Origin of the sequence: Acinetobacter sp. TY1 (assembly GCF_048551395.1) — a bacterium.
In the GTDB taxonomy this organism is placed as follows: Bacteria; Pseudomonadota; Gammaproteobacteria; order Pseudomonadales; family Moraxellaceae; genus Acinetobacter.
The window spans coordinates 39,144-64,482 of record NZ_JBLYZK010000007.1; the positions used below are offsets into that span (position 1 = coordinate 39,144).

At 37.8% G+C, this 25,339-nt stretch carries 25 protein-coding genes; 14 read left to right on the forward strand and 11 right to left on the reverse strand.

Annotated elements, in window-relative coordinates; genetic code table 11:
* Positions 1–85: 85 nt before the first annotated feature.
* A complete protein-coding gene (locus ACK2M2_RS06245; RefSeq protein WP_419346704.1) occupies positions 86–937 on the forward strand; it encodes a 3'(2'),5'-bisphosphate nucleotidase CysQ family protein in 852 nt (283 codons plus the stop codon).
* Positions 938–1,041: 104 nt separating this feature from the next.
* Positions 1,042–1,779, forward strand: coding sequence for a histidine phosphatase family protein (locus ACK2M2_RS06250; RefSeq protein ID WP_419346706.1), 738 nt, complete (start codon positions 1,042–1,044; stop codon positions 1,777–1,779).
* 112 nt (positions 1,780–1,891) lie between these two features.
* Here ACK2M2_RS06250 and ACK2M2_RS06255 read toward each other — a convergent pair whose 3' ends face one another.
* Both ACK2M2_RS06255 and rpsT read right to left on the reverse strand, forming a co-directional pair.
* Positions 1,892–3,067 (reverse strand): hypothetical protein, encoded by a 1,176-nt coding sequence (locus ACK2M2_RS06255; protein WP_419346709.1) that lies wholly within the window; start codon positions 3,065–3,067, stop codon positions 1,892–1,894.
* A gap of 312 nt (positions 3,068–3,379) precedes the next feature.
* Entirely contained in the window at positions 3,380–3,646 is a 267-nt protein-coding gene (gene rpsT / locus ACK2M2_RS06260) for a 30S ribosomal protein S20 (RefSeq protein ID WP_409510490.1), read from the reverse strand.
* 214 nt (positions 3,647–3,860) lie between these two features.
* Here rpsT and ACK2M2_RS06265 point away from each other — a divergent pair, with 214 nt between their 5' ends.
* The 8 genes from ACK2M2_RS06265 (at position 3,861) to ACK2M2_RS06300 (ending at position 13,099) form a co-directional block, all read left to right on the forward strand.
* The gene (locus ACK2M2_RS06265; protein ID WP_419346712.1) at positions 3,861–4,535 is read left to right on the forward strand and encodes an NAD(P)H-binding protein; all 675 of its coding nucleotides are present in this window, start codon (positions 3,861–3,863) and stop codon (positions 4,533–4,535) included.
* An 11-nt stretch (positions 4,536–4,546) separates the two neighbouring features.
* Complete coding sequence (rraA, locus tag ACK2M2_RS06270) at positions 4,547–5,053, forward strand: ribonuclease E activity regulator RraA (protein ID WP_419346714.1); 507 nt, start codon at positions 4,547–4,549, stop codon at positions 5,051–5,053.
* A 50-nt stretch (positions 5,054–5,103) separates the two neighbouring features.
* On the forward strand, positions 5,104–5,892 hold the full coding sequence (locus ACK2M2_RS06275; protein WP_419346717.1) for a glutathione S-transferase N-terminal domain-containing protein: 789 nt from the start codon (positions 5,104–5,106) through the stop codon (positions 5,890–5,892).
* Between the two features lie 129 nt (positions 5,893–6,021).
* Positions 6,022–6,378, forward strand: a complete 357-nt coding sequence (locus tag ACK2M2_RS06280; RefSeq protein WP_419346719.1) for a hypothetical protein — start codon at positions 6,022–6,024, stop codon at positions 6,376–6,378.
* Positions 6,379–6,386: 8 nt separating this feature from the next.
* Positions 6,387–7,067: a hypothetical protein gene (locus tag ACK2M2_RS06285; protein ID WP_419346722.1), complete on the forward strand. Its 681-nt coding sequence runs from the start codon at positions 6,387–6,389 to the stop codon at positions 7,065–7,067.
* 382 nt (positions 7,068–7,449) lie between these two features.
* Entirely contained in the window at positions 7,450–10,908 is a 3,459-nt protein-coding gene (gene mfd, locus ACK2M2_RS06290) for a transcription-repair coupling factor (RefSeq protein ID WP_419346893.1), read from the forward strand.
* A gap of 236 nt (positions 10,909–11,144) precedes the next feature.
* A complete protein-coding gene (locus tag ACK2M2_RS06295; RefSeq protein WP_409510484.1) occupies positions 11,145–11,579 on the forward strand; it encodes an HIT domain-containing protein in 435 nt (144 codons plus the stop codon).
* A 71-nt stretch (positions 11,580–11,650) separates the two neighbouring features.
* Positions 11,651–13,099, forward strand: coding sequence for an adenylate/guanylate cyclase domain-containing protein (locus ACK2M2_RS06300; protein WP_409510483.1), 1,449 nt, complete (start codon positions 11,651–11,653; stop codon positions 13,097–13,099).
* An 89-nt stretch (positions 13,100–13,188) separates the two neighbouring features.
* On the opposite strand, the gene fdx is transcribed toward ACK2M2_RS06300, so the two are convergent.
* The 8 genes from fdx to ACK2M2_RS06340 all read right to left on the reverse strand — a co-directional run bounded on the left by fdx (position 13,189) and on the right by ACK2M2_RS06340 (position 19,407).
* Entirely contained in the window at positions 13,189–13,527 is a 339-nt protein-coding gene (fdx, locus tag ACK2M2_RS06305) for an ISC system 2Fe-2S type ferredoxin (RefSeq protein ID WP_409510482.1), read from the reverse strand.
* Positions 13,528–13,543: 16 nt separating this feature from the next.
* The gene (gene hscA, locus ACK2M2_RS06310; RefSeq protein WP_419346726.1) at positions 13,544–15,403 is read right to left on the reverse strand and encodes a Fe-S protein assembly chaperone HscA; all 1,860 of its coding nucleotides are present in this window, start codon (positions 15,401–15,403) and stop codon (positions 13,544–13,546) included.
* Between the two features lie 44 nt (positions 15,404–15,447).
* A complete protein-coding gene (hscB, locus tag ACK2M2_RS06315; protein ID WP_419346728.1) occupies positions 15,448–15,963 on the reverse strand; it encodes a Fe-S protein assembly co-chaperone HscB in 516 nt (171 codons plus the stop codon).
* Between the two features lie 98 nt (positions 15,964–16,061).
* A complete protein-coding gene (gene iscA, locus ACK2M2_RS06320; RefSeq protein ID WP_409510479.1) occupies positions 16,062–16,382 on the reverse strand; it encodes an iron-sulfur cluster assembly protein IscA in 321 nt (106 codons plus the stop codon).
* Between the two features lie 47 nt (positions 16,383–16,429).
* A complete protein-coding gene (gene iscU / locus ACK2M2_RS06325) occupies positions 16,430–16,816 on the reverse strand; it encodes a Fe-S cluster assembly scaffold IscU (protein WP_409510478.1) in 387 nt (128 codons plus the stop codon).
* 105 nt (positions 16,817–16,921) lie between these two features.
* Positions 16,922–18,139 (reverse strand): IscS subfamily cysteine desulfurase, encoded by a 1,218-nt coding sequence (locus ACK2M2_RS06330; RefSeq protein ID WP_409510477.1) that lies wholly within the window; start codon positions 18,137–18,139, stop codon positions 16,922–16,924.
* A 1-nt stretch (position 18,140) separates the two neighbouring features.
* Complete coding sequence (locus tag ACK2M2_RS06335; RefSeq protein WP_409510476.1) at positions 18,141–18,617, reverse strand: Rrf2 family transcriptional regulator; 477 nt, start codon at positions 18,615–18,617, stop codon at positions 18,141–18,143.
* A gap of 139 nt (positions 18,618–18,756) precedes the next feature.
* Positions 18,757–19,407, reverse strand: coding sequence for a hypothetical protein (locus ACK2M2_RS06340; RefSeq protein ID WP_419346733.1), 651 nt, complete (start codon positions 19,405–19,407; stop codon positions 18,757–18,759).
* A 212-nt stretch (positions 19,408–19,619) separates the two neighbouring features.
* On the opposite strand from ACK2M2_RS06340, the gene ACK2M2_RS06345 reads away from it, so the two are divergent.
* The 3 genes from ACK2M2_RS06345 (at position 19,620) to ACK2M2_RS06355 (ending at position 22,540) form a co-directional block, all read left to right on the forward strand.
* Positions 19,620–20,108 carry a phasin family protein gene (locus ACK2M2_RS06345; protein ID WP_419346735.1) on the forward strand — a complete coding sequence of 163 codons (489 nt, stop codon included), beginning with the start codon at positions 19,620–19,622 and terminating at the stop codon, positions 20,106–20,108.
* A 159-nt stretch (positions 20,109–20,267) separates the two neighbouring features.
* The gene (locus ACK2M2_RS06350) at positions 20,268–20,540 is read left to right on the forward strand and encodes an HU family DNA-binding protein (RefSeq protein WP_409510473.1); all 273 of its coding nucleotides are present in this window, start codon (positions 20,268–20,270) and stop codon (positions 20,538–20,540) included.
* A gap of 131 nt (positions 20,541–20,671) precedes the next feature.
* A complete protein-coding gene (locus tag ACK2M2_RS06355) occupies positions 20,672–22,540 on the forward strand; it encodes a SurA N-terminal domain-containing protein (RefSeq protein WP_419346737.1) in 1,869 nt (622 codons plus the stop codon).
* A gap of 81 nt (positions 22,541–22,621) precedes the next feature.
* On the opposite strand, the gene ACK2M2_RS06360 is transcribed toward ACK2M2_RS06355, so the two are convergent.
* Positions 22,622–23,560 (reverse strand): AraC family transcriptional regulator, encoded by a 939-nt coding sequence (locus ACK2M2_RS06360; protein WP_419346739.1) that lies wholly within the window; start codon positions 23,558–23,560, stop codon positions 22,622–22,624.
* A 215-nt stretch (positions 23,561–23,775) separates the two neighbouring features.
* Here ACK2M2_RS06360 and ACK2M2_RS06365 point away from each other — a divergent pair, with 215 nt between their 5' ends.
* Positions 23,776–24,996: an alkane 1-monooxygenase gene (locus ACK2M2_RS06365; RefSeq protein WP_419346742.1), complete on the forward strand. Its 1,221-nt coding sequence runs from the start codon at positions 23,776–23,778 to the stop codon at positions 24,994–24,996.
* Positions 24,997–25,339 lie beyond the last annotated feature (343 nt).

The window sequence follows — 25,339 nt, forward strand, 5'->3', positions numbered from 1 at the left end:
CATTATTGAATTTTTATCAGCTACAATATAAAAATTAGAAAATATAATGCTGATAGAATCACTTCGCTTAGGACAGGTTTTTGCTATGTTTATAACAACTCAAGTACCGCAAGATGAACAAATTTTAAAACTTGTGCCGATTATGGCAAAGGCGAGTCAGATTCTACTTGAGGAATATCAAAACTATTGTGATGGTCAGGCATTTAATATTGAGCGCAAAAATGATGAATCGCCTGTCACACAAGCAGATTTGAGAGTTAATACGTATTTGATAGAGCAATTGGCAAAAATTACACCCGAATTGCCTGTGTTGTCCGAAGAAAGTGACAATACTGAACGACATACGTGGGAAATGTGTTGGATGCTTGACCCTTTAGATGGAACTAAAGAATTTATTCATAAACGAGATGAATTTACTATTAATTTGAGCTTGATCCAAAACCATCAAACCATTTTTTCAGTGATTGCAGTACCGACTGAGCAAGTGATGTATTTGGGTTATTTAACTGAGCTTCCTTATAAATGTTCATTTGTGACGGAGCGTTGGGAGCGTTACAACAAGTTTAAAGAAACTCAGCAAGATGCCATTCAAGTAGGTTTAAGCCACAGTAGTAAAAATCCGAAATATCAGCAATACATTGATTATCTTGAACAAGAAAATCCAGTTATGCGCCGTGAGGCAGGCAGTGCTTATAAGTTTTGTATGATGCTTGAGGGTGAAATTGATATTTATCCACGGTTTCATCCAACATCAGAGTGGGATACAAGTGCAGGACAGGGCTTACTTGAAAGTATTGGTGGTGGATTGGTGAGTCTAGATGCTCAACCTTTTATCTATAATCAACGAGATACCTTATTAAATGCAGGTTTTATTGCTTATCGGAATGAGGATAATAAACAACTCGCTTTAGATGCATTGCAGAATGTTTCTGTGTGACATTTACAGCAATATTGAATTATGAAAATGTGGCATGCTTTACACGTTTTAGTGTCGGTCAATAACTGTTATAGTGAATGACCCTTTATGCCATTCGAGAAATTATGTCGCTTAATTTACTGCCTGAAAGTATGCTCAGAGCAATGGATTTACTGCCGACAGCTCAAGTGCCTGTCACCTTATTTACACGACATTCGTTGCGTGAAATTGTGGATGGTCGAGGTTTGTCAGGATATGACTTACAACTGACCTCTCAGGGGCGAGAACTTGCCTATGCATGGGGAGAATGCCTGATTGAAAATACAGATCGTGTGATTCAGCACTGTATTTCAAGTCCAATCCAGCGTTGTGTTGATACTGCTGCATTGATGATTGAGGGTGCAGATGCAGTTTCTGCTAAAAATAATACTCATCATATTGAAATTATTGAACAAGGCTTATTGGTTGAGCCAGGTAGTTTCGTGCTTGATATTAAACAAGCAGCACCTTATTTTCGTGAGCAAGGTGCATTAGGTTTTATCAATAGCTTTGTTAATAATGCTTTGCCTGGAATGAAACATTCTATTCGGGGTGTTCTGGATGTACTTGAATTAATTTATGAAACTCACCCAACCAATAATAATGGTTTAAGTTTGGCTGTAAGCCACGACACTATTTTGGCCGCAATTATTGCAGTGATATCAAGACGTACCCGCATTGATCAATCGGAATGGCCTGAGATGATGGAAGGTTTATTTGTATGGTTTGAGGGGGATGATTTTGCAGACAGTCAACTGAAATGGGTTTGGCGAGGTCAGTTGGGGTCATTGTCTATTCGGGAGTTTCAGCGCTTAGAGTGGTAAAGTGCTAGAGAGAATAAAATTTAAAAATGGTGGTTTTCGTGTACTGGTCTATAAAAAGTAGGTTATAGAAAGTCTTAACCTACTTTTTGATGATTTAAACATGTTAATCGTATTATATTTCAGCATCGCCTGTGCTTAAATCAAGCCAATATTTTGCTTGTCTGATATCTTTTTTAGTGCCTATTCCTTGCTCATACATTTCGGCTAAACGACGTTGTGCATCTTCGTGTCCTGCTTCGGCTGCGAGTTTGTAATATTTAAAAGCCTGTTTATTATCTGTTTTAATTTTATCACTATTATCGTAAATTTCAGCGGCATTAAAATAGCCTTCATCTGAACCCATTTCACCTGCTTTTTTATACATCTCTAAAGCAGTTTGAATATCATTGCTTTGTTTATAAATAAGACCAAGATTTTCGTAAGCAATTTCATTACCTAATTTAGCAGCTTGCTTGTAGTAAGCAATAGCTTTGGTCATATCTGTTTGAATGTTATCTTGACCATCATGGTAAATAACTCCAAGGCTATTGAGTGCATAGGCATGGTTTTGGTTTGCTGCGAGTGTTAAATATTCGACAGCTTTTTTAGCGTTTGGTTGTATTTCTTCCAAGCCATCTTGATAAATTCGTCCAAGTTGATATTGGGCTTCCGCATCATTTTGTTTTAAGGCTTGTTCATACCAATAAAGAGCTTTTTTAGCATTAATTTCAACACCCTCTGTACATCCAAGATGATAGGCATCGGCAAGTTCGAGTTGTGCATCAAGATAACCCTCTTTGGCAGCTGTATTAATGAGAGAAAGCCCTTTATTCACATCTTGTTTGATGCCTTGTCCATCTAAATACATTTTGCCAACATTATATTTGGCTTTGGAAAAGCCCAAGTTCGCGGCTTTTAAAAACCATTTCATGGCTTCTGGATTATTTTCTTCAACGCCGAAACTATTATTATATAAATAACCAATGCTATTCATACCTGATGGATTATTTGCAGCGGCAGCTTTTTTTGCCCATTGCATTGCGAGTGCATAATCAAAATAATCAGCTTCTTCATCCATATATTGGCGTGCGAGTTCAGCTTGTGCAGGAACATGACCTGCTTCAGCAGCAGATTTAAGCAGTTCAAAGGCTTGTGCATACTTCTCTTGTTTGAGTAAGACTTCAGCTTGTTGAAATTGTGTAGTTGATACGTCTGATGTGGCAAAGCTAAGACTTGATGTGGTGAATAGTAAAGCACAAAGTAAGTTTTTTGCTATAAAGAGAGGAGTATTTGCTTGTATTTTTATCATATCGTAGATTATTAATGTAATGAATTATAGAAATAATATGTCAAATTTGAATGTAAAACCATAAAAAATATAAAGTGGTTATCAAAAAATAATAGCCAAAAGAAACAAATCCGCTTTGAATGAATTTAAATAATAAAATGGTGGAAAAACAATTTTAAAATTGAAATTATTTAGTTATTTTTTAAATTTAGTATTACGTTTTTAATCGCTAATTTTTTACGTTTGAATCTGTTTTATTTTCAACGATTAATGACCAAGATTGTTTTTACAGACACAAAAAAAGCCCTTGCGGGCTTTTTTCACATGCATAAATTAGTTAGCTAACGCTTTAACTTGTGCATTTAAACGGCTCTTATGACGAGCAGCTTTGTTCTTATGGATGATGCCTTTATCAGCCATACGATCGATTACTGGAACAGTCGCTTTGTAAGCTTCTGTTGCAGCTGCATGTTCGCCAGTAGCGATTGCAGACAAAGTACGTTTGATGTAAGTACGAACCATAGAACGTAAGCTTGCGTTGTGTTTACGTGCTTTAACGTTTTGACGAGCACGTTTTTTTGCTTGAGCAGAGTTTGCCACTCGTGCACTCCTTGAATTAGATTGGTCTGGGCGGGCTGAAATAACAACTGAAAACCAACATCAGAAGATTTTCACCAGCCCGTAAACGAGTGCCACATTGTGATTAAATGGAGCGCTAAAGTCAAGTCCTGACAGAGTTTGGCTACATTTTTGATGCAGATTTTTCCGAATTAAATCGATACATTAGGCAGATTGAAAGGGGAATGCTTAAAAAATGACAAATTCGATTAAAAGTGTAATTGTAATAGGTGCAACGGGTCTAGTCGGGAAAAGCTTAATAAAACAGCTGAATCAGCACCCTTTTTGTGAGCAGATTACGGCGGTAGTGCGTAAAGAAGATCAAGCGCTGAAAAAATACACAAAGGTAAGACAGTTTATTATTCATGACTCTTTTTTATTAAGTGAAGATGACGTGAAGGGCTATAGCCAAGCTTTTAGTTGTTTGGGCACGACATTGAAAAAAGCAGGCTCAAAAGAAAATTTTTATCGTATTGATTTTGAGATGAATGCACATTTTGCAGATCTTATTGCTAAAACAGATGCACATTATCTTTTGGTGAGTGCAATGGGTGCCAATCCATCATCACGAATATTTTACAATCAAGTCAAAGGCCGCTTGGAACAATATATACAACAACTTGGTTTGCAGCGCGTGTCGATTATCCGTCCATCGCTTTTATTGGGAGAGCGTGAAGAGTCACGCATCCTTGAAGATGCGACACAAAAGTTGTATCGAAAATTCTCAAAATTTGTACCCGATACCTTCAAATATAAGCCTGTGACCGCAGCGCAAGTGGCTCATACTATGGTCGATGCAGCGCAAAGTCAGAATATTCCATTTGAAATTTATGATAATTTACGCATACAGCAACATAAATCAACGATATAAGGAAAACAAACATGCCCGTTCCATTTGTGACTTGTGATTTACTTGATGACAATCCTGAAAAAGATATTCAAACACTTATTCCGTCAATGGATGGACGCTTTTTCCAAAGTTATGGCGCACGTAAAACCTTTGGTGGTCAAATTGTTACAGTAAAATGCTTTGAAGATAATTCGCGTGTAAAAGAGTTGTTAGCGACTGACGGTACAGGAAAAGTACTTGTGGTTGATGGTGGGGCTTCTATGCGATGTGCGCTGATGGGCGATATGATTGCAGAATCAGCAGTGAAGAATCATTGGAATGGTGTGGTTATTTATGGTTGTGTCCGTGATATTGATGCACTTGCAGAACTTGATTTAGGGGTGCATGCATTGGCAGCAATTCCACGAAAAAGTAATCGTAAAGGCATAGGCGAAGTGGATGTGCCATTGTATTTTGGTAGTGTAAGCTTCAATTCAGGTGAATATATCTATGCAGATAATAACGGAATTGTGGTTTCAAAAGAAAAATTGGTCGATTGATCATTTATAAGATAGATAAAACCGGGTAAGAAAAACCCAAGGATAGCAAAATGGTGCATCATCAAATTAAAGTAGTACAGGCTTTAGCATCTACAATTACTGCAGGTGGTCGAGGGGCAAATGGCACAGCATTTCCTATTCAACCTGAAAAAGCTTTAAAGTTGTATGAGTTTGAGGGGTCACCATTTTGTCGCCGTGTACGTGAAGTTTTAACTTTATTGAACTTGGATTATGAAGTGTATCCATGTCCAAAGGGTGGCACCAAATACCGTAAAATCGTCAAAGAACAAGGTGGTAAATTACGTTTTCCATATTTTGTCGATGAAAATACTGAAACAGCAATGTATGAGTCGGTTGATATTGTAGATTATTTATTTAAACATTATGGTAAAAGTGGTACGACACCGAAAAAATATGCACATTATCCAAAATATCCTGTAGTGGCTTTTGCAGGAACATTGATTAATGGTGCGCGTGGTGTATGGATTGATAAACAAATTATTAATCGGGAAGCGCCAAAAGAACTTTTGGAATTGTGGGGATTTGAGGCAAGTCCTTATACTCGTGTGGTACGTGGTGTGTTAACTGAGCTTGAGTTACCATTTGTTTTTCATAATGTTCCAAAAGAACGTTGGCAGGATCAAGGACCATCAGTTCTACGTTTAAAACCGGGTAAATATATTCCGCTTGCAGGTGGTAAGCGTGAAAAAGTTGTACCTGTGATGGGGCGTCAAAAGAATGATATTCAAGTGCCGTATTTGGTTGATGTAAACACAGGAGCTCAATTGTTTGAGTCAGAAGCGATTGTGAAATATTTACAACAGCAATATGGCGTTTAATTTTCAGTTTAAAAAGCATCCGTAAAGGGTGCTTTTTTATTACTGATTAGAATAGCCTAAGCATTCTAAGTTTTATCATTTATCAAATCAGATTAAACTTCATTTATTGTTAATGTCTGAGATTGAAAGATGCTGAATAAGCTGACAGATTTATTTAAGAGTAAAGAAGCCAAAGCAGAAGAAGTGTTTTTGCAAGGAAATAACATTGTATTTAATGCTGAACAGGGTTTTATTGTTGATGGCGTTATCTTAAATACTGAACTGAAAGAACGTCTAGAATACTTTTCGAATCGTAAACTAAAAAATTTTGATGATTTAAATGCTTTATTTTACAAAGCCATTTTAATCAATGAAAAAATTGATTTGGAAATTGCATCAGGGAGATACATAGCACGATTAGGTAATACAGAGGAAAATTTAAAACAATTTAAGAAAATTATTCAGAAACTTAATGACTATTATAAAGAATTTAAAAGAGATAAATAGGAGGGAAAATGGGAATTTCGGCGGGTGGTCTAATTATTCCGTTTAAAGGAACTCTGCAAGAAGCAGTTGCATTGGTCGAAAAGTTGAATAATACAAAGCTTTATAAGAGCTCTGAAATATATTTGGATACACGGCTTATTGAAAATTATAGTTTGGCATTTATATCAGATCATTTAATTATCTATCATGCAGATTATTCACTTTCAATGTTTGAAGAAGAGCAATGGAGCAAGAAGTTAAGTGAACTAGGCTTGTTAGATCAGCTGATTGTATTCGGTATGTTTGATAGTGGTGGTTACTATGTTTATGGTATTTTTGAAAATGCTCAGCTTATTCGTTCAATTTCACAAAATGAAGATGAAGGAATTAAGCAAACTGGAATATTATCCGCTTTTGAAGCGAAATGGTTAAATGCTACTGTTTTTTATGAGCTTGAATATGAAGACCATGATGGAGAATGGCAGACTAAAAATATTGAAGGGGCAGATTTTGATGCGGATTCGATAGAAGAGTGGGAAGAAGGAAACATTTGTAAGGTTTACTATATAGATGATCATGAAAATGCTGTACCTGAGCATGATATGGTTTATTTTCTGTTTTCCGAACTAAGTGAACAGATTCTGGGGTGCAATATTTTGAATGTTGAAAATATTAAGTATGTAAATATGAGTACGATAAAGCCTTTATAAAAATGAAAACAACTTCTTAGGATATCGCTAAAGTTGTAGCTGAAGTAGAAGAATATTATGTTGTGCTTGCTTTTACATCGGATGATTCTGTAGAACCCAAATGATTTGATTTTGATGCAGGTGTAATTTGCTTGAATTTGCATTGATGTGAAAGGAATCTAATAGATTATAAAAATGATTGAAGTTTATGCTTAAAGCTTGATATTGAAAAATATTGAGTTCATTTTCTTAATTTTACTGCGTGGCAACATTAATATACGAACGATCGAAGAAATTTTAAAACTTGTATATCTAATCAATCAACAAGATAAAACAAAATCACTCAACGGTATAAAATCATCATGCTAAACTATCGTCCATGTCTTTTAGACCTTATGCGATTATGTTTAAACAAGCAATCTCTGACCTCAATCTAAAACAACTTAAAGCTGGCGAAAAGCGTTGGATCGGCTCAATGCTAGGTTCATCAGCCGCCTTATTATTTAAAGAAATATCAGAGCAATCCGAACAATTGTTGGTACTCATTGCCAAGAATAATCAGCATTTAGGGCAGTTGGAAAGCGAGTTAGAGTTTTATGGCATAAAACCTACGGTTTTTCCAGATTGGGAAATTTTACCTTACGATCGATTATCACCGCATCAAGATATCGTCTCTGAACGCTTATCTATTTTGGCAAACATGCCAAAGAAAGGGATTTTACTGGTTTCCGCGACAACTTTAGCTCAGCGTGTGGCACCAACCTCGTGGGTGTTGGGTGAGCATTTTGATATTAAAGTTGGACAGAAGTTCGACTTAGAACAACAAAAAATGCGCTTGATCCAAGCGGGATATCATTTGGTCGATACCGTCTATGACCATGGTGAATTTGCTGTACGTGGCAGTATTATGGATATTTATGCTTCGGGGCAGAGTGCGCCGATTCGTATCGATTTATTTGATGACGAAATTGATAGCTTAAAATTCTTTGATCCAGAAACACAGCGCACAACCGATAAACTTGAAAATTTTATTGTGCTTCCTGCAAAAGAATTCCCATTGAAAGAAGCACGATCAGTGTTTCGTGATCGTTATGCTGAAAGTTTCCCAACAGCAAATCCGAAAAAAAACCCGATTTATCAAGATGTCATGGAAGGCATTGCATCTCCTGGTCTCGATTTTTATTTCCCGCTATTCTTTAGTCCTGAAGCAATGAAAGCGCAAAGTAGCCTGACATCGTACTTACCAAGTAATGCTATTGTCATTACAGACCAATATATTGATGAAGGTCTAGTGAGTTTTTGGAAAGATGTCATGCGACGTTATGAAGATCGTCGTCATAATATTGATCAGCCGTTATTGCCACCTGAGCAAATTTTTATTCAACCCAATCAGTTGTATGAATATTTCAATCAATTTCCAAGAATTATTGCATCGAATGAGCCAATAGAAGTCAAAGTAGGCGCTTTCAATTTACATGTGGAAGAACCTGCTAAGCTTCCTGTCGATCCTAAAAGTGAGCAACCCTTTAAGGTTGTGAAAAAATATGTCGATGATGCCAATCATCCTGTTTTGCTCGTTGCAGAAAGTGCAGGTCGCCGTGAAACCTTAAAAGATGCATTACGTGCGAGTTTGGGTGAAATTCCTGTGGTTGAAAATTTTGCTGCTTTTCAGCAATCAAACTTTTCAGTTGCCATTACCCATGCGCCACTTGATCGTGGTTTAGTGATTACCGATGATTTATCTGTTATCTCAGAAAATCAGTTATATGAACATCGTGTGGTACAGCGTCGCCGTAAACGCCAACAAGAAGTGTCTGAAGAATTCTTAGTTAGAAGTCTAACTGAATTAAGTTTAGGTGCGCCTGTAGTGCATATAGATCATGGTGTGGGACGTTATGCTGGTTTGGTGACGCTGAATATTGATGATCAAGATTATGAGTTTTTACAGCTGAACTATGCAGATGATGCCAAAGTTTATGTCCCTGTAACCAATTTACATTTGATTAGTCGTTTTAGTGGTGGTGATCCTGATTTAGCACCACTGCATAAATTGGGCACAGATGCTTGGAATAAGGCAAAACGTAAAGCACTTGAACAAATTCATGATGTTGCGGCTGAGTTATTACATATACAGGCGCGCCGTCAGTCGAAACCAGGTATTAGTTTTGAACTTGATCAAAGCAGTTATATGCAATTTTCAAGTGGATTTGCTTATGAAGAAACCTTAGATCAGGCAAATGCGATTGAAGCAACTTTGCATGATATGCAATTGGCGAAACCAATGGATCGTTTGGTCTGTGGTGATGTGGGCTTTGGTAAAACAGAAGTTGCGATGCGTGCAGCTTTTGTTGCTGTACAGAACAATAGACAAGTGGCTGTGCTTGTCCCGACAACATTGCTTGCACAGCAACATTATGAATCCTTTAAAGATCGTTTTGCTGATTGGCCCATTCGTATAGAGGTTTTATCACGTTTTGGAACAAGTAAAAACCATACCAAAACCATTGCTGATTTAGCAGATGGTAAAGTCGATATTGTGATTGGTACGCATAAAATTTTGCAGGAAAATATTCAGTTTAAAAATTTAGGTTTAATGATTGTTGATGAAGAGCATCGCTTTGGTGTGCGTGATAAAGAGCGTATTAAAGCCATGCGTGCCGATGTTGATATGCTCACTCTCACTGCGACGCCTATTCCAAGAACGCTGAATATGGCATTTAGTGGCATGCGTGATTTATCCATTATTGCGACACCACCTGCTCGTCGTTTGGCAGTAAAAACCTTCATTAATGAACAAACTGACGACACCATGAAAGAAGCAATTTTGCGTGAAATATTGCGTGGTGGGCAGGTTTATATTTTACATAATGAAGTCGATACGATTGAGCGAGCAGCGGAAAATGTTAGAAATTTAGTGCCAGAAGCACGTGTAGCCGTAGCACATGGGCAAATGCGTGAACGTGAACTCGAACAAGTCATGCAGCAGTTCTATCATAAAGAATATAACGTCTTGGTGTGTTCAACGATTATTGAAACAGGGATTGATGTTCCAAATGCCAATACCATCATTATTGAACGTGCTGATAAATTGGGCTTGGCTCAACTGCATCAGCTTCGTGGACGTGTAGGACGTTCACATCATCAAGCTTATGCATATTTAATGGTGCCATCAATCAAAGGCTTAAAGGGTGATGCAGAAAAACGTTTAGATGCGATTTCTCGTGCCTCAACTTTGGGTGCAGGTTTTATGCTTGCGACTGAAGATTTAGAAATTCGTGGTGCGGGTGAGCTTTTGGGCGAGCAACAAAGTGGTTCAATGAATGCCATTGGCTATAGTTTGTATATGGAAATGCTTGAGAAAGCGACTAAAGCCATTCAACAAGGTAAAACACCAAACTTTGATGCACCATTATCATTGACTGCTGAAATTACTCTGCATATGCCTGCACTAATTCCCGATGAATATTTGGGTGATGTGCATCAACGCCTCATGTTTTATAAACGGATTAGTAATACTGATACACAAGAAAAACTCGATAATATTCGCATGGAATTGATAGATCGTTTTGGTGTGCCTCCACAACCCGTTAAGCAATTGTTTAGCGTGCATCAAATGCGCATTAAAGCTGAACAATTGGGTATAACCAAAATTGATATTGGAAAAAATGGCGGGGCAATTGAATTCTCTCCTGATACGCCTGTTCAAGCCATCAGTATTATTCAATTAATGCAAAAGCACCCAACATGGTTCCGTATGGAGGGGGGGCAACGTCTACGAGTTATGGTCATGCTTGATGAAGCAGATAAGCGAATTCAGTTTATGACCGACTTATTGAATAACCTGCTTAGTGAAATCAAATAGGCTCAGATTGTTCAGTTAATGTGTATATTTTTTTAATTTAGAGTATCTAACTGAACAGTCAGAAAATTTTTATAGTAGTGCTTGAAATATTATCGAGATTGTTTAAAGTAGAGCTGTGATCTATTACAGCTCAAACATGATTTATTTGTACTAAAACACAATACTAGCAATATTCACACTAAAACTGATGTGTTAGTATTACTTCATCATTCTAATTTTGCGTCATTTATAAAGATATGTTTAGTTTGCATCCACAACTTGCTCAAGATACATTTTTTGTCGGCGATTTTCCGCTTTCAACATGTCGTTTAATGAATGATATGCAATTCCCATGGCTTATTTTGATTCCACGTGTACCTGGAATTACAGAGCTATATGAATTGAGCCAAGCTGACCAAGAACAATTTTTACGTGAATCAAGTTGGTTATCGAGCCAATTATCACGTGTTTTTCGTGCAGATAAAATGAACGTCGCTGCACTTGGAAATATGGTGCCACAACTACATTTTCATCATATAGTACGCTACCAAAATGACGTTGTTTGGCCACAGCCTGTATGGGGTACACCTGCTGTACCGTATTCAAATGATGTGTTGGCACATATGCGCCAAACACTGATGCTTGCTCTACGCGGTCAAGGGGATATGCCTTTTGATTGGCGTATGGATTAAGTTGAAATAAGTACAAAATAAAGGTACTCGCAGGAATAGAGTACCAATCTGGGATTGGAGTGAAATAGTTCGTGCCATTTGATCGCATGCTTGATAAAGAGCCTGAGCAATTTGAAGTTTTTCTTCGTGCGATAGGCTACACGATCATCAGTCTAATGGTGACGATTTATTATTTCACTTCACCTATTGCAAATTATCAGATTTACTTTCCTTTATTTTTACTGTTTATTTTTTTGATTAGTCCACGTTTATCGCGTTGGATTCAATATAGATTTGACAGTAATGTTCGTAAAAATGTTTATTTCCTAATTGATGTTGTGGTTGTGGCAGTGGCCTTAGCTGCAGTACATCTGAGTTTAGTTGTATCATTTGTCTGTGTTTTTGCATTGGTTTATACCGCACTTAATAGCAAAATTTCATTTCTCATTGCTTCACTTTCTTGGCTTATTGCAATTATTGTTTTTTACCTAAGCATTATTTTTGTATTTGGTTTTGATGATTATTTTCAGCAAACAAGCCCTGAGCTCTCTGTTGTTGCTTTTATGAGTATTATGCTCTTTATCTGTATTGGTAATTATTATCAAAGTCGCCGTGTTATACAGATTGATCAACAACGTGAAAACTATTTTAATGAAATGAATCGCTATATTGAATTGTCTAATCAACTCAGTCGTTATGCGCCTTTACAGTTGTGGCAGTCCATTATGCGTGGTGAGTCGGAAGCAAAACTTGAATATAAGCGTAAAAAAATCACGATTTTTTTCTCAGACATTCAGGGTTTTACTGAGCTTTCAGAATCCCTTATTCCTGATGATTTAGCATTTTTACTGAATGATTATTTGAGTCATATGACTGAAATTGCCAAGCAGTATGGTGCAACCATTGACAAATTTATGGGCGATGCCATCCTAATTTTCTTTGGTGATCCAGATTCGCAGGGTGTAGAACAGGATGCGCGTAACTGTATCGAAATGGCACTGATGATGCGCCAACAGATGAAATTTTTACGTGAGCGTTGGGTGAAAATGGGATATGCACCATTACATGTTCGCATGGGGGTGAGTACAGGATATTGTCACGTTGGGAACTATGGTGCGGTACATCGTATGGCGTATACCATTGTAGGGCGTGATGCGAATCTTGCTGCACGTCTACAAAGTGCTGCTGATATTGATGAAATTCTAATTTCTGATGAAACTCATCGTTTAATTAAAAACTTTTATCTTTGTGCACCGCAAGAGCCGATTGAACTGAAAGGTATACAAGGTCTTGTAAAAACTTGGCAGGTGATGGAACGTTATTCTCAAAGTCGCAATGAAAATCAACAGTGGTTTGATTATGAGTATAAAGGATTTCATTTGGTGTTGAATCTTGAAGAAGTACAAAATTTTGAATATTCAGAGCTTATTCAAGTAATGGAAAAAATGGTTAAACGTATTCAAATGCAACAGCAATTGACTAATTCTCAGGGTATTGCAAAATTAAAAGTAGAAGATGAAGTCGATTTACCAACACATTGATGCTAAAGTTTTATTTATTTTAATATAAAAGAATGTAAAAAAACCACTCAATTTGAGTGGTTTTATCTTTAAAACTATATCGTTTTAAATTAATGATTTTCAGATGCATGGTTGAGTGTATATTTTGGAATTTCAATTTCCAAATCTTCATCTGTAATTTTTACTTGGCATGACAGGCGAGAATCAGGTTCTAAGCCCCAAGCACGATCGAGTAAGTCAGCTTCAATATCATCCATTTCTTCTAGATTGTCGAAACCTTTACGAACGACAACGTGACATGTTGTGCAGGCTTTAGACATGTCACAAGCATGTTCAATTTTGATGCCATTTTCAAGTAAGCTTTGGCATAAATTTGCATCCGCTTTCACTTCAAACTCAGCACCATTCGGACAAATCGTTGCATGTGGTAAGATTTTAATACGTGGCATAGTCTTGTCCTATAAATTAGTTTGAGTTTGACCAATCATCCAATCGTGTACCTTTGAGGGCTTCATCGATATGTTGATTCATTCGTGCTGCTGCAAAAGCATCGCTGTGAACTTTAAGCTGTTCGACTGCATGTTCAATCAATTGAATCTGATCAGTTTCAAGTTGTGTCTTGAGTTGCTCGGCAGCCTGATGAATTGCATTGAGCTGTTCTTTCGAGAGTAGCGTAGCATCGGCTTTGAGTGCTTGTTCTAATGCTTCAAGTTCTCGACGTGCTTCTACTTTGGTTTCATTTAAGTGACGAAGGTTTTTATCTTCTTCAGCAAATTTATAACCATCAAGAAGTAAACGCTGTGTATCATCATCAGATAAACCATACGATGGTTTGATGTCAATCTGGGCATGCACACCTGAAGACGTTTCTCGTGCAGAAACAGCCAATAGACCATCGGCATCTACTTGGAATGTTACTTCAATACGCGCTTGACCCGCTGTCATTGGTGGAATACCGCGTAAGACAAAGCGTCCAAGACTACGGCAATGTTCAACTAAATCGCGTTCACCTTGTACCACATGAATCAACATTGCCGTTTGACCATCTTGATAGGTGGTAAATTCTTGGCGACGTGCGACAGGAATTGGGGTGTTGCGAGAAATTAGACGCTCAACCAATCCGCCCATGGTTTCAAGACCGAGGGAGAGTGGTGTAACATCAAGCAGTAATGAGCCATCAAGACTGTTACCAATCAATTGATTTGCTGTAATTGCAGCACCAATTGCAACGACTTCATCGGGGTTGATAGTGCAGAGTGGTTCTTGGTTAAATACATCACGTACAGCATGCTGTACGGCATAAGAACGTGTTGAACCACCGACTAAAACAACATTTTGAATATCATCAAGTTGTAATTTGGCATCACGTAATACACGTTTGCAAACACTAATTGTTTTGTCTAAGGCAACTTTGATAATCGCTTCAAATGTTGCACGATCTAAAGCAATGTGGTGATCAAGAACTTTAAGATCAACACTTTGTGCATCACTTAACGCTTCCTTGGCTTTACGTGCAGACACCAAGAAATGTGCATATTCAGCATCATCTAAAGTCTCAATATTGAGTTGTTTTTTTGCCCATTTGACAATCAGGCGATCAAGGTCATCACCACCGAGTGCGGTGTGTCCGCCCGTCGCTAAAACTTCAAATACACCTTGAGAGAAGCGTAGTACTGAAACGTCAAAAGTACCGCCACCTAAATCGTAAATCACATAGTTACGATCGGTTTCTAAGTTGCTGTCTTGATCTAAGCCATAGGCTACAGCAGCAGCAGTCGGTTCATTGAGTAAGCGTAAAACATTGAGACCTGCAAGTTGTGCAGCATCACGGGTTGCTTGACGTTGTGCTTCGTCAAAATAAGCAGGAACCGTAATCACTGCACCATTAATTTCGTTACTTAAACTGTCTTCTGCACGAATTTTAAGTTGCGTTAAAATTTCAGCTGAAATTTCTACAGGTGTTTTACGTCCCTGAGCAGTTTCAAATGCAGGCATTTGATTATCTTCACCGACAAGGGTGTAAGAGTGTTGAAATTTAATATCTGCTTTTGAGCGACCCATGAAACGTTTAACTGAACTTATTGTGTTTTTCGGATCAGTGGTCAGAAAGGGTTTCGCTGCATCGCCATATTCCGTTGAGTTTTTGGAATAGTGAACAATAGAGGGAAGTAACACGCGATTTTGTGCGTCAGGAAGAACTTTTGCCTGACCAGAACGTACGGTGGCAACCAAAGAGTGTGTGGTGCCTAAATCGATACCGATCGCAATGCGGTGTTCGTGTGGCGCACTTGATTGTCCGGGTTCTGCAATTTGCAAGAGTGCCATTGTGTTACATCCTTAACAAAAAATAAATCTAAAAATAAACAGTATTAAAATTCATCATCAAGATCAAAATCTTCATCATCAAGAAGTTGATCTTCAGCTTTATCAATATCATTCATGACTTTTTGGAAAAAGCGCAGTTTACGTACAGTATCACGTGCATCTGCCCATTCTTCATGTGTATAGTCAAGTTTAAACTCTCGGACTAAACCATCCATCCATTGTTGAACTTCTTTTTTTAAAGATTGAAGTTCTGCGGTATCGAATGCTTCATCAAGCTGTTCACGAATTTCTAACGCTGACTGTAAAAATTCAAAATCACTGATCGATTGATCGAGATGGTGATCTTGTTTTTTTAAAGACAGTAAATACGCAGCACGACTATCGACATTTGCCAAGACTTTATAAGCTTGATTGATTTCGCTTGATTTGATGAGCGCACGATCTTTGTCTTCAGCTTTGTCTGGATGATATTGCTGTTGTAATGCTAAGAAATTGGATTTCAGTAGAGCAAGATCGATATCGAGTTCAGTTGGGAGATTAAATAACTCAAAATGACTCATGGGAGAGGTGTCCGCAATGATATGTTTAAAAGCATGGTATTGAATGTAATTAAAACAGTGTTGGACACTGTTTTAATGTAAAAAGAAACCAAAGGGCATTATACAGTGAATGATTCACCGCAGCCGCATTCGCCTTTTTTATTGGGATTGTTGAACTCGAAACCTTCATTTAGACCATTTTTAACATAGTCCATTTCCATGCCATCAAGATAGACAAGGCTTTTCGGGTCGATAAAAACTTTAACACCAAATTGTTCAAACATTTGGTCATGCGTATCAATATCATCAACAAACTCTAATACATATGCCAAGCCTGAACAGCCCGAAGTTTTCACACCAAGACGAATACCTTCACCCTTACCGCGATTGCTTAAGTAATTGCTGATATGAGTTGCAGCATTTTCAGTTAAATGGATCATGAAAACTCCGTTAAATAATCATCTGTATCGAGTGAAAACAATCGATATTAAGCTTTGGTTTTTTTGCTACGGTAATCTTCAACAGCAGCTTTAATTGCATCTTCTGCAAGTACAGAGCAGTGTACTTTTACAGGAGGAAGTTCAAGTTCAGTTGCAATATCAATATTTTTGATTGATTGTGCTTGATCAAGAGTTTTACCTTTAAGCCATTCAGTAACTAAAGAGCTAGAGGCAATTGCAGAGCCACAACCATAAGTTTTGAAACGAGCTTCTTCAATGACGCCGTTATCATTAACTTGGATCTGTAAGCGCATCACGTCGCCACATGCAGGTGCGCCGACCATACCTGTACCTACATTTTCTGCATCTTTATCTAACACACCAACATTACGAGGGTTTTCGTAATGATCAATTACTTTTTCGCTATAAGCCATGATGCTTCTCCAGAACTCGGGGTCAGCCGTTGATAATATGTATTGCTACAAGGTTAATGTGGTGGCATTGCACTGAGTTTCAGTGCAATGCGTGTATTGAGGGAATTAGTGTTCAGCCCACTCAACCGAGCTTAGGTCAATACCATCTTTATACATATCCCAAAGTGGAGATAGTGCACGAAGTTTTTCAACGGCAGCTTTACTGATTTTAATTACGTGATCAATGTCTTCTTCAGTTGTATAGTGACCAAAACTGAAACGGATTGAGCTGTGTGCCAATTCGTCAGAAAGACCTAATGCACGTAAAACATAAGAAGGCTCAAGTGTTGCAGAAGTACATGCAGAACCGCTTGATACGGCAACATCTTTGAGTGCCATCATTAATGATTCACCTTCAACAAAGTTGAAGCTTACGTTTAAGTAGTTAGCAACGTTATAAACAGGGTGGCCATTTAAGAACACTTGTTCAAGGTCTTGTAAGCCATTCCAAAGTTTGTCACGAAGTGCGCGTAAACGTGTTTGTTCAGCTACTAAAGTTTTGCCTGCTAATTCAAATGCAGCACCCATACCTACGATTTGATGGGTTGCAAGTGTACCTGAACGCATACCACGTTCATGACCGCCACCGTGCATTTGCGCTTTGATACGGATACGTGGTTGACGACGTACATATAAAGCACCAATGCCTTTCGGGCCATATGCTTTGTGACCAGAGAAACTCATCAAGTCAACTTTCATTGTGCTTAGGTCAATTTCAACTTTACCAGCAGCTTGTGCGGCATCAACGTGGAAATAAGTTTTGTTGGCACGAGTTAATTCACCAATTGCAGCAACGTCAGTGATTGTACCAATTTCGTTGTTGACCATCATCAGTGAAACAAGAATTGTATCTGGGCGTAAAGCCGCTTGTACCATTTCAGGGGTAATTAGACCTGTGCGTTCTTCTGGTTCTAAATAAGTGATTTCAAAACCATCTTCTTCAAGCTCACGGCAAGTATCTAAAATGGCTTTGTGTTCAATTTTACTCGTAATAATATGTTTGCCTTTCGAGCCATAAAACTCAGCAATACCTTTTAATGCTAAGTTATCTGACTCTGTTGCCCCTGAAGTCCAAACGATTTCACGTGGATCAGCTTTAATTAAGTTAGCAACTTGTTCACGTGCATATTCAACTTTTTCTTCTGCCTGCCAACCATAAGCATGTGAGCGAGACGCTGCGTTACCAAATGTCCCGTCAAACGTCAGGCATTCCATCATTTTTTCCGCAACCTGTGGGTCTACAGGCGTGGTTGCTGCATAATCAAGATAAATAGGACGTTTCATGTCAAATACCTGTAACCGATAAAAGGGCTGAATCAAGATGACTCGAAGATGTTTGGCGTAGTGCAACAGTTTGAACGTTGTCACGTGCAACAAGATCGGCAAGTGTGATTTTTGCTAAATAATCGGCAATGTGGTGGGAGAGTTCTTGCCATAGGTCATGTGTTAAGCACATTGCACCATTTTGGCAGTTGCCTTTATGGTCACATCGTGTTGCATCAACCGTTTCATTGACAGCTTCAATAATCGCTAAAATCGTAATTTCTTCAGCATTACGCGCAAGATGGTAACCACCATTTGCTCCACGAACGCTAGATACCAAGCCATGGCGCTTCAATTTTGCAAATAATTGCTCAAGATAAGCGACAGAAATAGTTTGGCGTGCTGCAATTTCTGCAAGCGTAATCGTTTGTTCAGTTGGCTGCAAAGCTAGGTCTAGAAGAGCAGTCACTGCGTAGCGACCGCGAGTGGTTAAGCGCATGATCCGATACACGTGTTTAGACTAGATGTATGAATTTTATGAATCCTGACTAAAATAGTCAAGTATTTTGAAGATAATTCCTACTAAATTTGTCAGGATTTATTGCTAAGTTGGGAAAATAGGCGAGGAAAATTTTTTATTAAAATAATTGCGATAAATTATACACAATTAACATAAAAAATAGAATGCCTATTACACAAAAAGCTGAATTAATCCTTTTTTGTCGTGCCTGTAATTTTTTTATGCGATTTTGATATTGCTTCACTTCAACTTGTAAAGTGTTAATTTTAGAGCGTTGTGTATCAATTTTTTCAAGTAAAGGTGCAATACGTTTGCTTGATGCAGTTGTAAGTTGATCATCATCTGGATTGGTGAGCCATTTTTTCCAATCAGATAATAGCTTTGGTGCAGTCAAATGAACCAGTAAGTCTTTAAACTCATCTTTTAAGAGTTGATCACCTTCTATGCGTAATTTTTTCATACTACGCTTGTTTGCAAAGGCAAGAATTTGAACCAAGTCCAATAACGTACTACTCACGGAGAGCTCAGGTGCTTGTTCAGGTTCTTTTAAGTCAAACAGAATCCCTTTGTCTGTAAATTGAACATAAAAATCAAAGTAGGGAATGTAGCTATTTATTTTTATGGTCGTTTGCTGATCTACAAATTTCTTTGCTTGTAAGCGAACAACACGATCGTGTTTGAGGACGAAAGAATATATTGTCTCTAAAACAATCATGACAACATTGAGCAACAAACGGCTTTGTCGGCTTTTCTGTTGCGATTCACTCATACGAATTTCCTATACAGATCTGGAGCATCCACTCTCATATTATTTAAAAAATTGTGATTTAATGTGAGTTGACCCACAATAAATGAAACAATAACTTTGCTTTGTAGAACAGTTTTGCAAAACGTTCAAGTATTTTATTTGTTATGATGCGTATATTTTATGAGATAGTTGACTGATTGATCACAGTCGTAATAAATGAAGGGGAATTTCGAATGGCGGAGCAGGATAGTAATGCGGAAAACATTGCTCAGGTAAAACAAGAACAAGAGGATGACCAAATTCAAGATCAGCCCAAACGTAGCAAAGCTTCAAGGAAGTCAGCACTCGATTTTAGAAAATATACCAAACAAATTTGGCTTGCAGGTTTAGGTGCATTTTCACGTGCGGAAGAAGAGGGTAATAAACTTTTTGATTCATTAGTCGAAGTTGGACAAGAGCTTGAATCTAGAACCGTAGATGCAACAGATCATGCGGTCAATAAGGTCGCAGATAAAACTCGAGAATCCGTTACAGAAACTAAGGATAAGGTCGAAAAATTACTAGATCAAGGGGTGAATCATTCGTTGAATCGTATTGGTTTGGTGACAGCTAAAGATTTACAGCATCTTGAATCATTGATTTTACAACTACATACTAAAGTTGACGATTTGGTTGAAGAAAATAGAAAATTGACAATGCAATTACAAAAAATAGAAAAATAACGAACAAAATACGATCTCATGGGGGTTTTGATGATTTTTTTTATAAAATGCGTTCAGGCAGTCTTGCTTTATCCCCCAAAGCATTGCTATAAAGACCGCATGGCCTTTTTAACTACAGCCTTAGATTTTAAACAAACGATATAAGAGGACGTAATCTTCATGAATAAATCAGAATTAATCGATGCGATTGCAGAGAAAGGGGGATTGTCTAAGTCTGATGCTGGGAAAGCATTGGATGCGACTATTGCTTCGATCGGTGAAGCGCTTAAAAATGGCGACACAGTAACTTTGGTTGGTTTTGGTACTTTTAGCGTTAAAGAACGTGCTGCACGTACTGGTCGTAATCCAAAAACTGGCGAAGAGCTTCAAATTAAAGCAAGTAAAGTTCCAAGCTTTAAAGCGGGTAAAGGCTTAAAAGATTCTGTTGCATAATTTGCTCAGAAATCTACAAACGCGCCATTTGGCGCGTTTTTTATGAATAATCCAAAATATTAATACATTGCGCATTCATTCATATTTGAATATCAGTTAGAATCCCTGTGAAATAAAATATTGGAATACTTATGGAATCGTTTCGTAAAGTCATAAGGGGTTGGTTGGGCAAAGTCTTGCTCATATTGTTTTTGACCCCGTTGGCGCTGGTTGGGATTGAGGGTTATTTCAGTGGTGGAAATAATGCAGATGTTGCCAAAACTGTAAATGGTCAGGCAATTTCAAAAAAAGATCTGGAAGCACAGACAAAAAGTTTTAAAGATCAATACCTCTCTATGGTTAATGGCGACGAATCTTTATTGAATCAAGCGTTTATTCAAGAGAGTGCTTTGGATAGTTTGGTTTCTCGTGCTTTACTGGTTCAGCAAGCTGAAAAACTGGGTATGAGTTTGAGTGATGCACAGCTTGAGCAGATGATTGCCCAACAACCAAGTTTTCAAGAAAATGGTAAATTTTCAAATACATTATATGGCAATTATTTGCGTTCTATTGGCATGACCAATCAAGGATTGCTTGATAATTTACGTCAAGATCATGCATTGAAAATGTTGATGGGAATGATCACTGATAGTGCGTTGGTGAGCAAATTAGATTTGCAACAGATTTCCAATTTACAGACTGAAAAACGTGATTTATTTCTTGCAAGTGTAAAACTAGACGATTACAAGAAAAATGTTAAAGTCAGTAATCAAGAAATAGCAGATTACTATAACAAACATCAAAGTAAGTTTAAGCAAACAGCTTCTGTTGATGTCGATTATGTTGTATTGACACCTGCTATGGTTGCAGGTCCAAATGCGGAAGTATCGGGTACAGAGCTTGAGCAGGCATATGCAGCTTTTGTTGAAAAAGCCAATAAAGATGTCAAGCGTGATGTACATCATATTTTAATTGGTACAGATACGCGCACCGTAGAAGAAGCACAAAAAATTGCAGCAGATGTATACGCTAAAATTCAAGGTGGTATGACCTTTGCTCAAGCAGCTGCACAATATTCAGAAGATCCATCTTCAAAAAGCAAGGGTGGTTTACTTGAATCTTATGTTGAAGGCGCTTTTGGTGATGAGTTTGATAAAGCTGTAAATAGCGGAAAAAATGGTCAAGTATCTCAACCTGTAAAAACACAGTATGGTTATCATCTGATTGAGTCTACTTCGGCAAAAACAGAGATACCGACATTTGAGCAGAAAAAAGCTGAATTGACAGCAGAAGTTTTAAAAGCTAAATCTGCGAATGCGTATTCAGATACTGTAAATAGCTTAAATGAAATGATTGTGAGCAGCGATGCGCTTGATCCTGTGACACAAGAAATTAAAACAGCAAAAATTGAATCTGTTAAATCCGTTGCATTAAGTACACAGCATCCTGTGTTATCTGATCCTGCGGTAAAAGTGAAGTTGTTTAATGATGATGTGAAAAATGGTGATCGCAATGCATCAAGCAATATTCAGCTCACTAATGGTGATACTGTTTGGTTGAAAGTACGTAATTATCATCCAGCGGGTGTACAACCACTTGCTCAAGTAACAACGCAAGTTAAAGCTAAGTTGATTGAACAAAAAGCATATGAAGTCGCAAAAGCTAAAATTGCAACGATGTTAGCTGAGTTTAAAACTCAACCTGCTGAGCAAGTACTTGCAAAGAATCATTTTAGTTTTGAACATGCTGGTGAGTTCATGCGCTCTCAAGGTTTAAAACGTGAAGTTGAACGTGCTGCATTTAGTGTTCCTGCACCGAAAGCAGGTCAGTGGTCTGTGACGACTGCAAGTTTACCTGGTGAAATGGTTGTGGTTGCTGTTGCAAATGTCATCAAACCACCTGTAGATGCTTTAGCACCACAGCAAGCACAGGAGTTGACTAAATTGTATCAACAGTTACGTGGTCAGCAAATGCTTGATGATTATTCGCAATATTTAAAAAGTCATGCCAAAATTAAATAATTTTTGATTTTACATGCACAAAAAAAAGCGCTTCGGCGCTTTTTTTACGTTTCGGGTGAGTACATTTTAGAATGGTCTTATTTAGCGCATGGATATTTGTGCATTTTGTCTATATTGGCTTGGAGTTAATTCAAACTGCTTTTTAAAGGCTTGGCTAAATGCTGTTTCAGAAGAATAGCCAATTGTATGTGCAATTTGTTGAATTGAAAGTTGCCCTTTGATTAAGTGCTGGCTTGCGAGGCGCAAGCGATGTTGTTGTAAATAGGCAAGTGGTGTTTCTCCCACAATTTGATGAAACAGCCCTGCAAATTTGGAACGTGACATACAGCATTGTTCTGCCAAACTCTCAACAGTCCATGAGTGTTCTGGTTGTCCATGAATGGCAGCGAGTGCATTGGCAAGTTCAGGATGAACGAGTGCACTGAGCCAATTGTTTTCATGGTTGAGTTGCCCAATATAATCACGAACGCATTCAATCATCATAATACTCAGCAGATGATCCATGATTTTATTTTTACCTGCAAGTGTGCGTTGTGTATCAGATGCGACAAAATATAAACCAATACGTAGCCATTCAGGAGCTTGATCACTGAGTGCATTTTGAATATGAATAAAGGGGGGTAAAGCATTGACGAGCGGTTTTGCCATAATGGCATTGAGCTGACAACGCACAGATAAAATAAGCGTTTTGTTGTTTGATGGGCCTTCACCAAATTCAATGGCTTCTTGCTTTAAGCCATCAAATAATGGAGCAATATTGAGAGTTTCAACCAAAAAACTGTCTTTTTGGTGACGAACTTGATGTGCTAAACCTGCGGGAATGAGAAACATATCCCCAGTATTTAGGCTGAAATGCGTACCATTGTTAAATTGTAGATGAGCTTCACCAAACAACACAATGTGCGCCATGAGTACAGGCTGTGCAGGACTATGAAATGCCCAATGTCCTGTGGCTTGCAAATATAGATATTCAGAATGATTTAAATGAATATCCTCAAAAATTTTACTTAGTGCATCCATGGGTTTCGTATCATTTTGGTCAAGCTTACTATTTAAAATTACATCTTCTATATGTAGTTAAACATATTTTTATCATTTTACATGTTCGATAAGGTCATTTGCCATGCAGAAAGTGACAAGGACTTCTACATAGCTTTTATGGACGCTTAGAACTGTTTTGATTATACGTTATCGTTAAATATAGAGATAAGAAAAAATCAAGGAAAGAAGCACATATGAACGCACCCGTGAAAATACCTGAGCAGCAAGTCAGTGAAATCGTGGTTAAGTCAGGATTTGCGTTAGATAAAAAACGTTATTTATGGGCAATTAGTCCATCTTTACCTGTCATAGGGATTGGAATTTTAGCAGGATACCAATTTGCACCAAGACCATTGAAAAAAGTTTTTGCTTTGGGTGGACCAATTGTTTTACATATCATTATACCTGCAATTGATACGCTAGTAGGCAAAGACAATAATAATCCATCGAATGAAGATATTAAGCTGTTAGAGCAAGATCCTTATTATGCACGTTTGGTGAAAACCTTTATTCCTTTGCAATATGTTGCCAATGTCTATGCTTGTTGGTTAGCGAGTCGTGAGAGTACCTCTTTACTTGATAAAATATTATTGGGTGTTTCGATGGGAGCAATCAATGGTATCGCAATTAATACCGCACATGAGCTGAGTCATAAATCTGAGCGTATTGATCATCTATTGTCACATTTGGCTTTGGTGCCTTCGGGATATAACCATTTCCGCATTGAGCATCCTTACGGACATCATAAACGTGCAGCAACGCCAGAAGATCCTGCATCGTCTAAAATGGGAGAAACATTTTATGAATTTTTCCCTCGTACGGTAATTGGTTCTTTTAAGTCAGCAATTGAAATTGAAAAACAACGTTTAAAACGTAAAGGCTTATCTTTTTGGTCAAAAGACAATGAATTGTTGCAGGGTTGGGGCATGGCTGCAGGATTTCACGGCGCTATGCTGAAAGCTTTTGGAGGTAAAATTTTACCTTATCAACTCACACAAGCAATTTATAGTATTGGTTTGTTTGAAGTCATTAATTATATTGAACATTATGGTTTGTTACGTCAGAAAAATGAAAATGGTAAATATGAACGTACTATGCCTGAGCATAGTTGGAACAATAACAATATTGTGACCAATCTATTTTTGTATCAATTACAACGTCATTCCGATCATCATGCTTATCCCACTCGTCCATTCCAAGCACTGCGTCATTTTGATGAAGCACCTGAACTGCCAAGTGGTTATGCGAGTATGTTGTTGCCTGCATTGATTCCATCAGTGTGGTTCAAAATGATGGATAAACGTGTATTTGATCATTATAAAGGTGATTTAAATCAAGCCAATATCTATCCAAAACGCCGTGCAGCATTATTTAAAAAATTTGGTGTGATTGATCGCCTTTTAAATAAAAATTGATTTGAAATAGAGGAATTTTAGCTAAAAGGGAAGCTGATTCATTATCAGTTTCCCTTTATTGTTGATGTGTTTTTATCAGATTTTTAGGTGCATTTTCTATGATTAGATTTTCTGATTGGGAAAATTAATATAATTTTATTGAGGATGTTCAGCCACCGTACCTTGTTGTTCGAGAATCATGAAGCAACATAAAGTTAGGTCAAAGATTGATAACAATGATGAGCAATAAGGGCGAGATGTTTGAGTTGCTCATCATCCATCAGTTCGGGGTGGGTAAAATCTCGAACATAGACTAAATCGGCTTCGAGCAATTGATTTACGGGACGATTGGGTTGATCGAGAT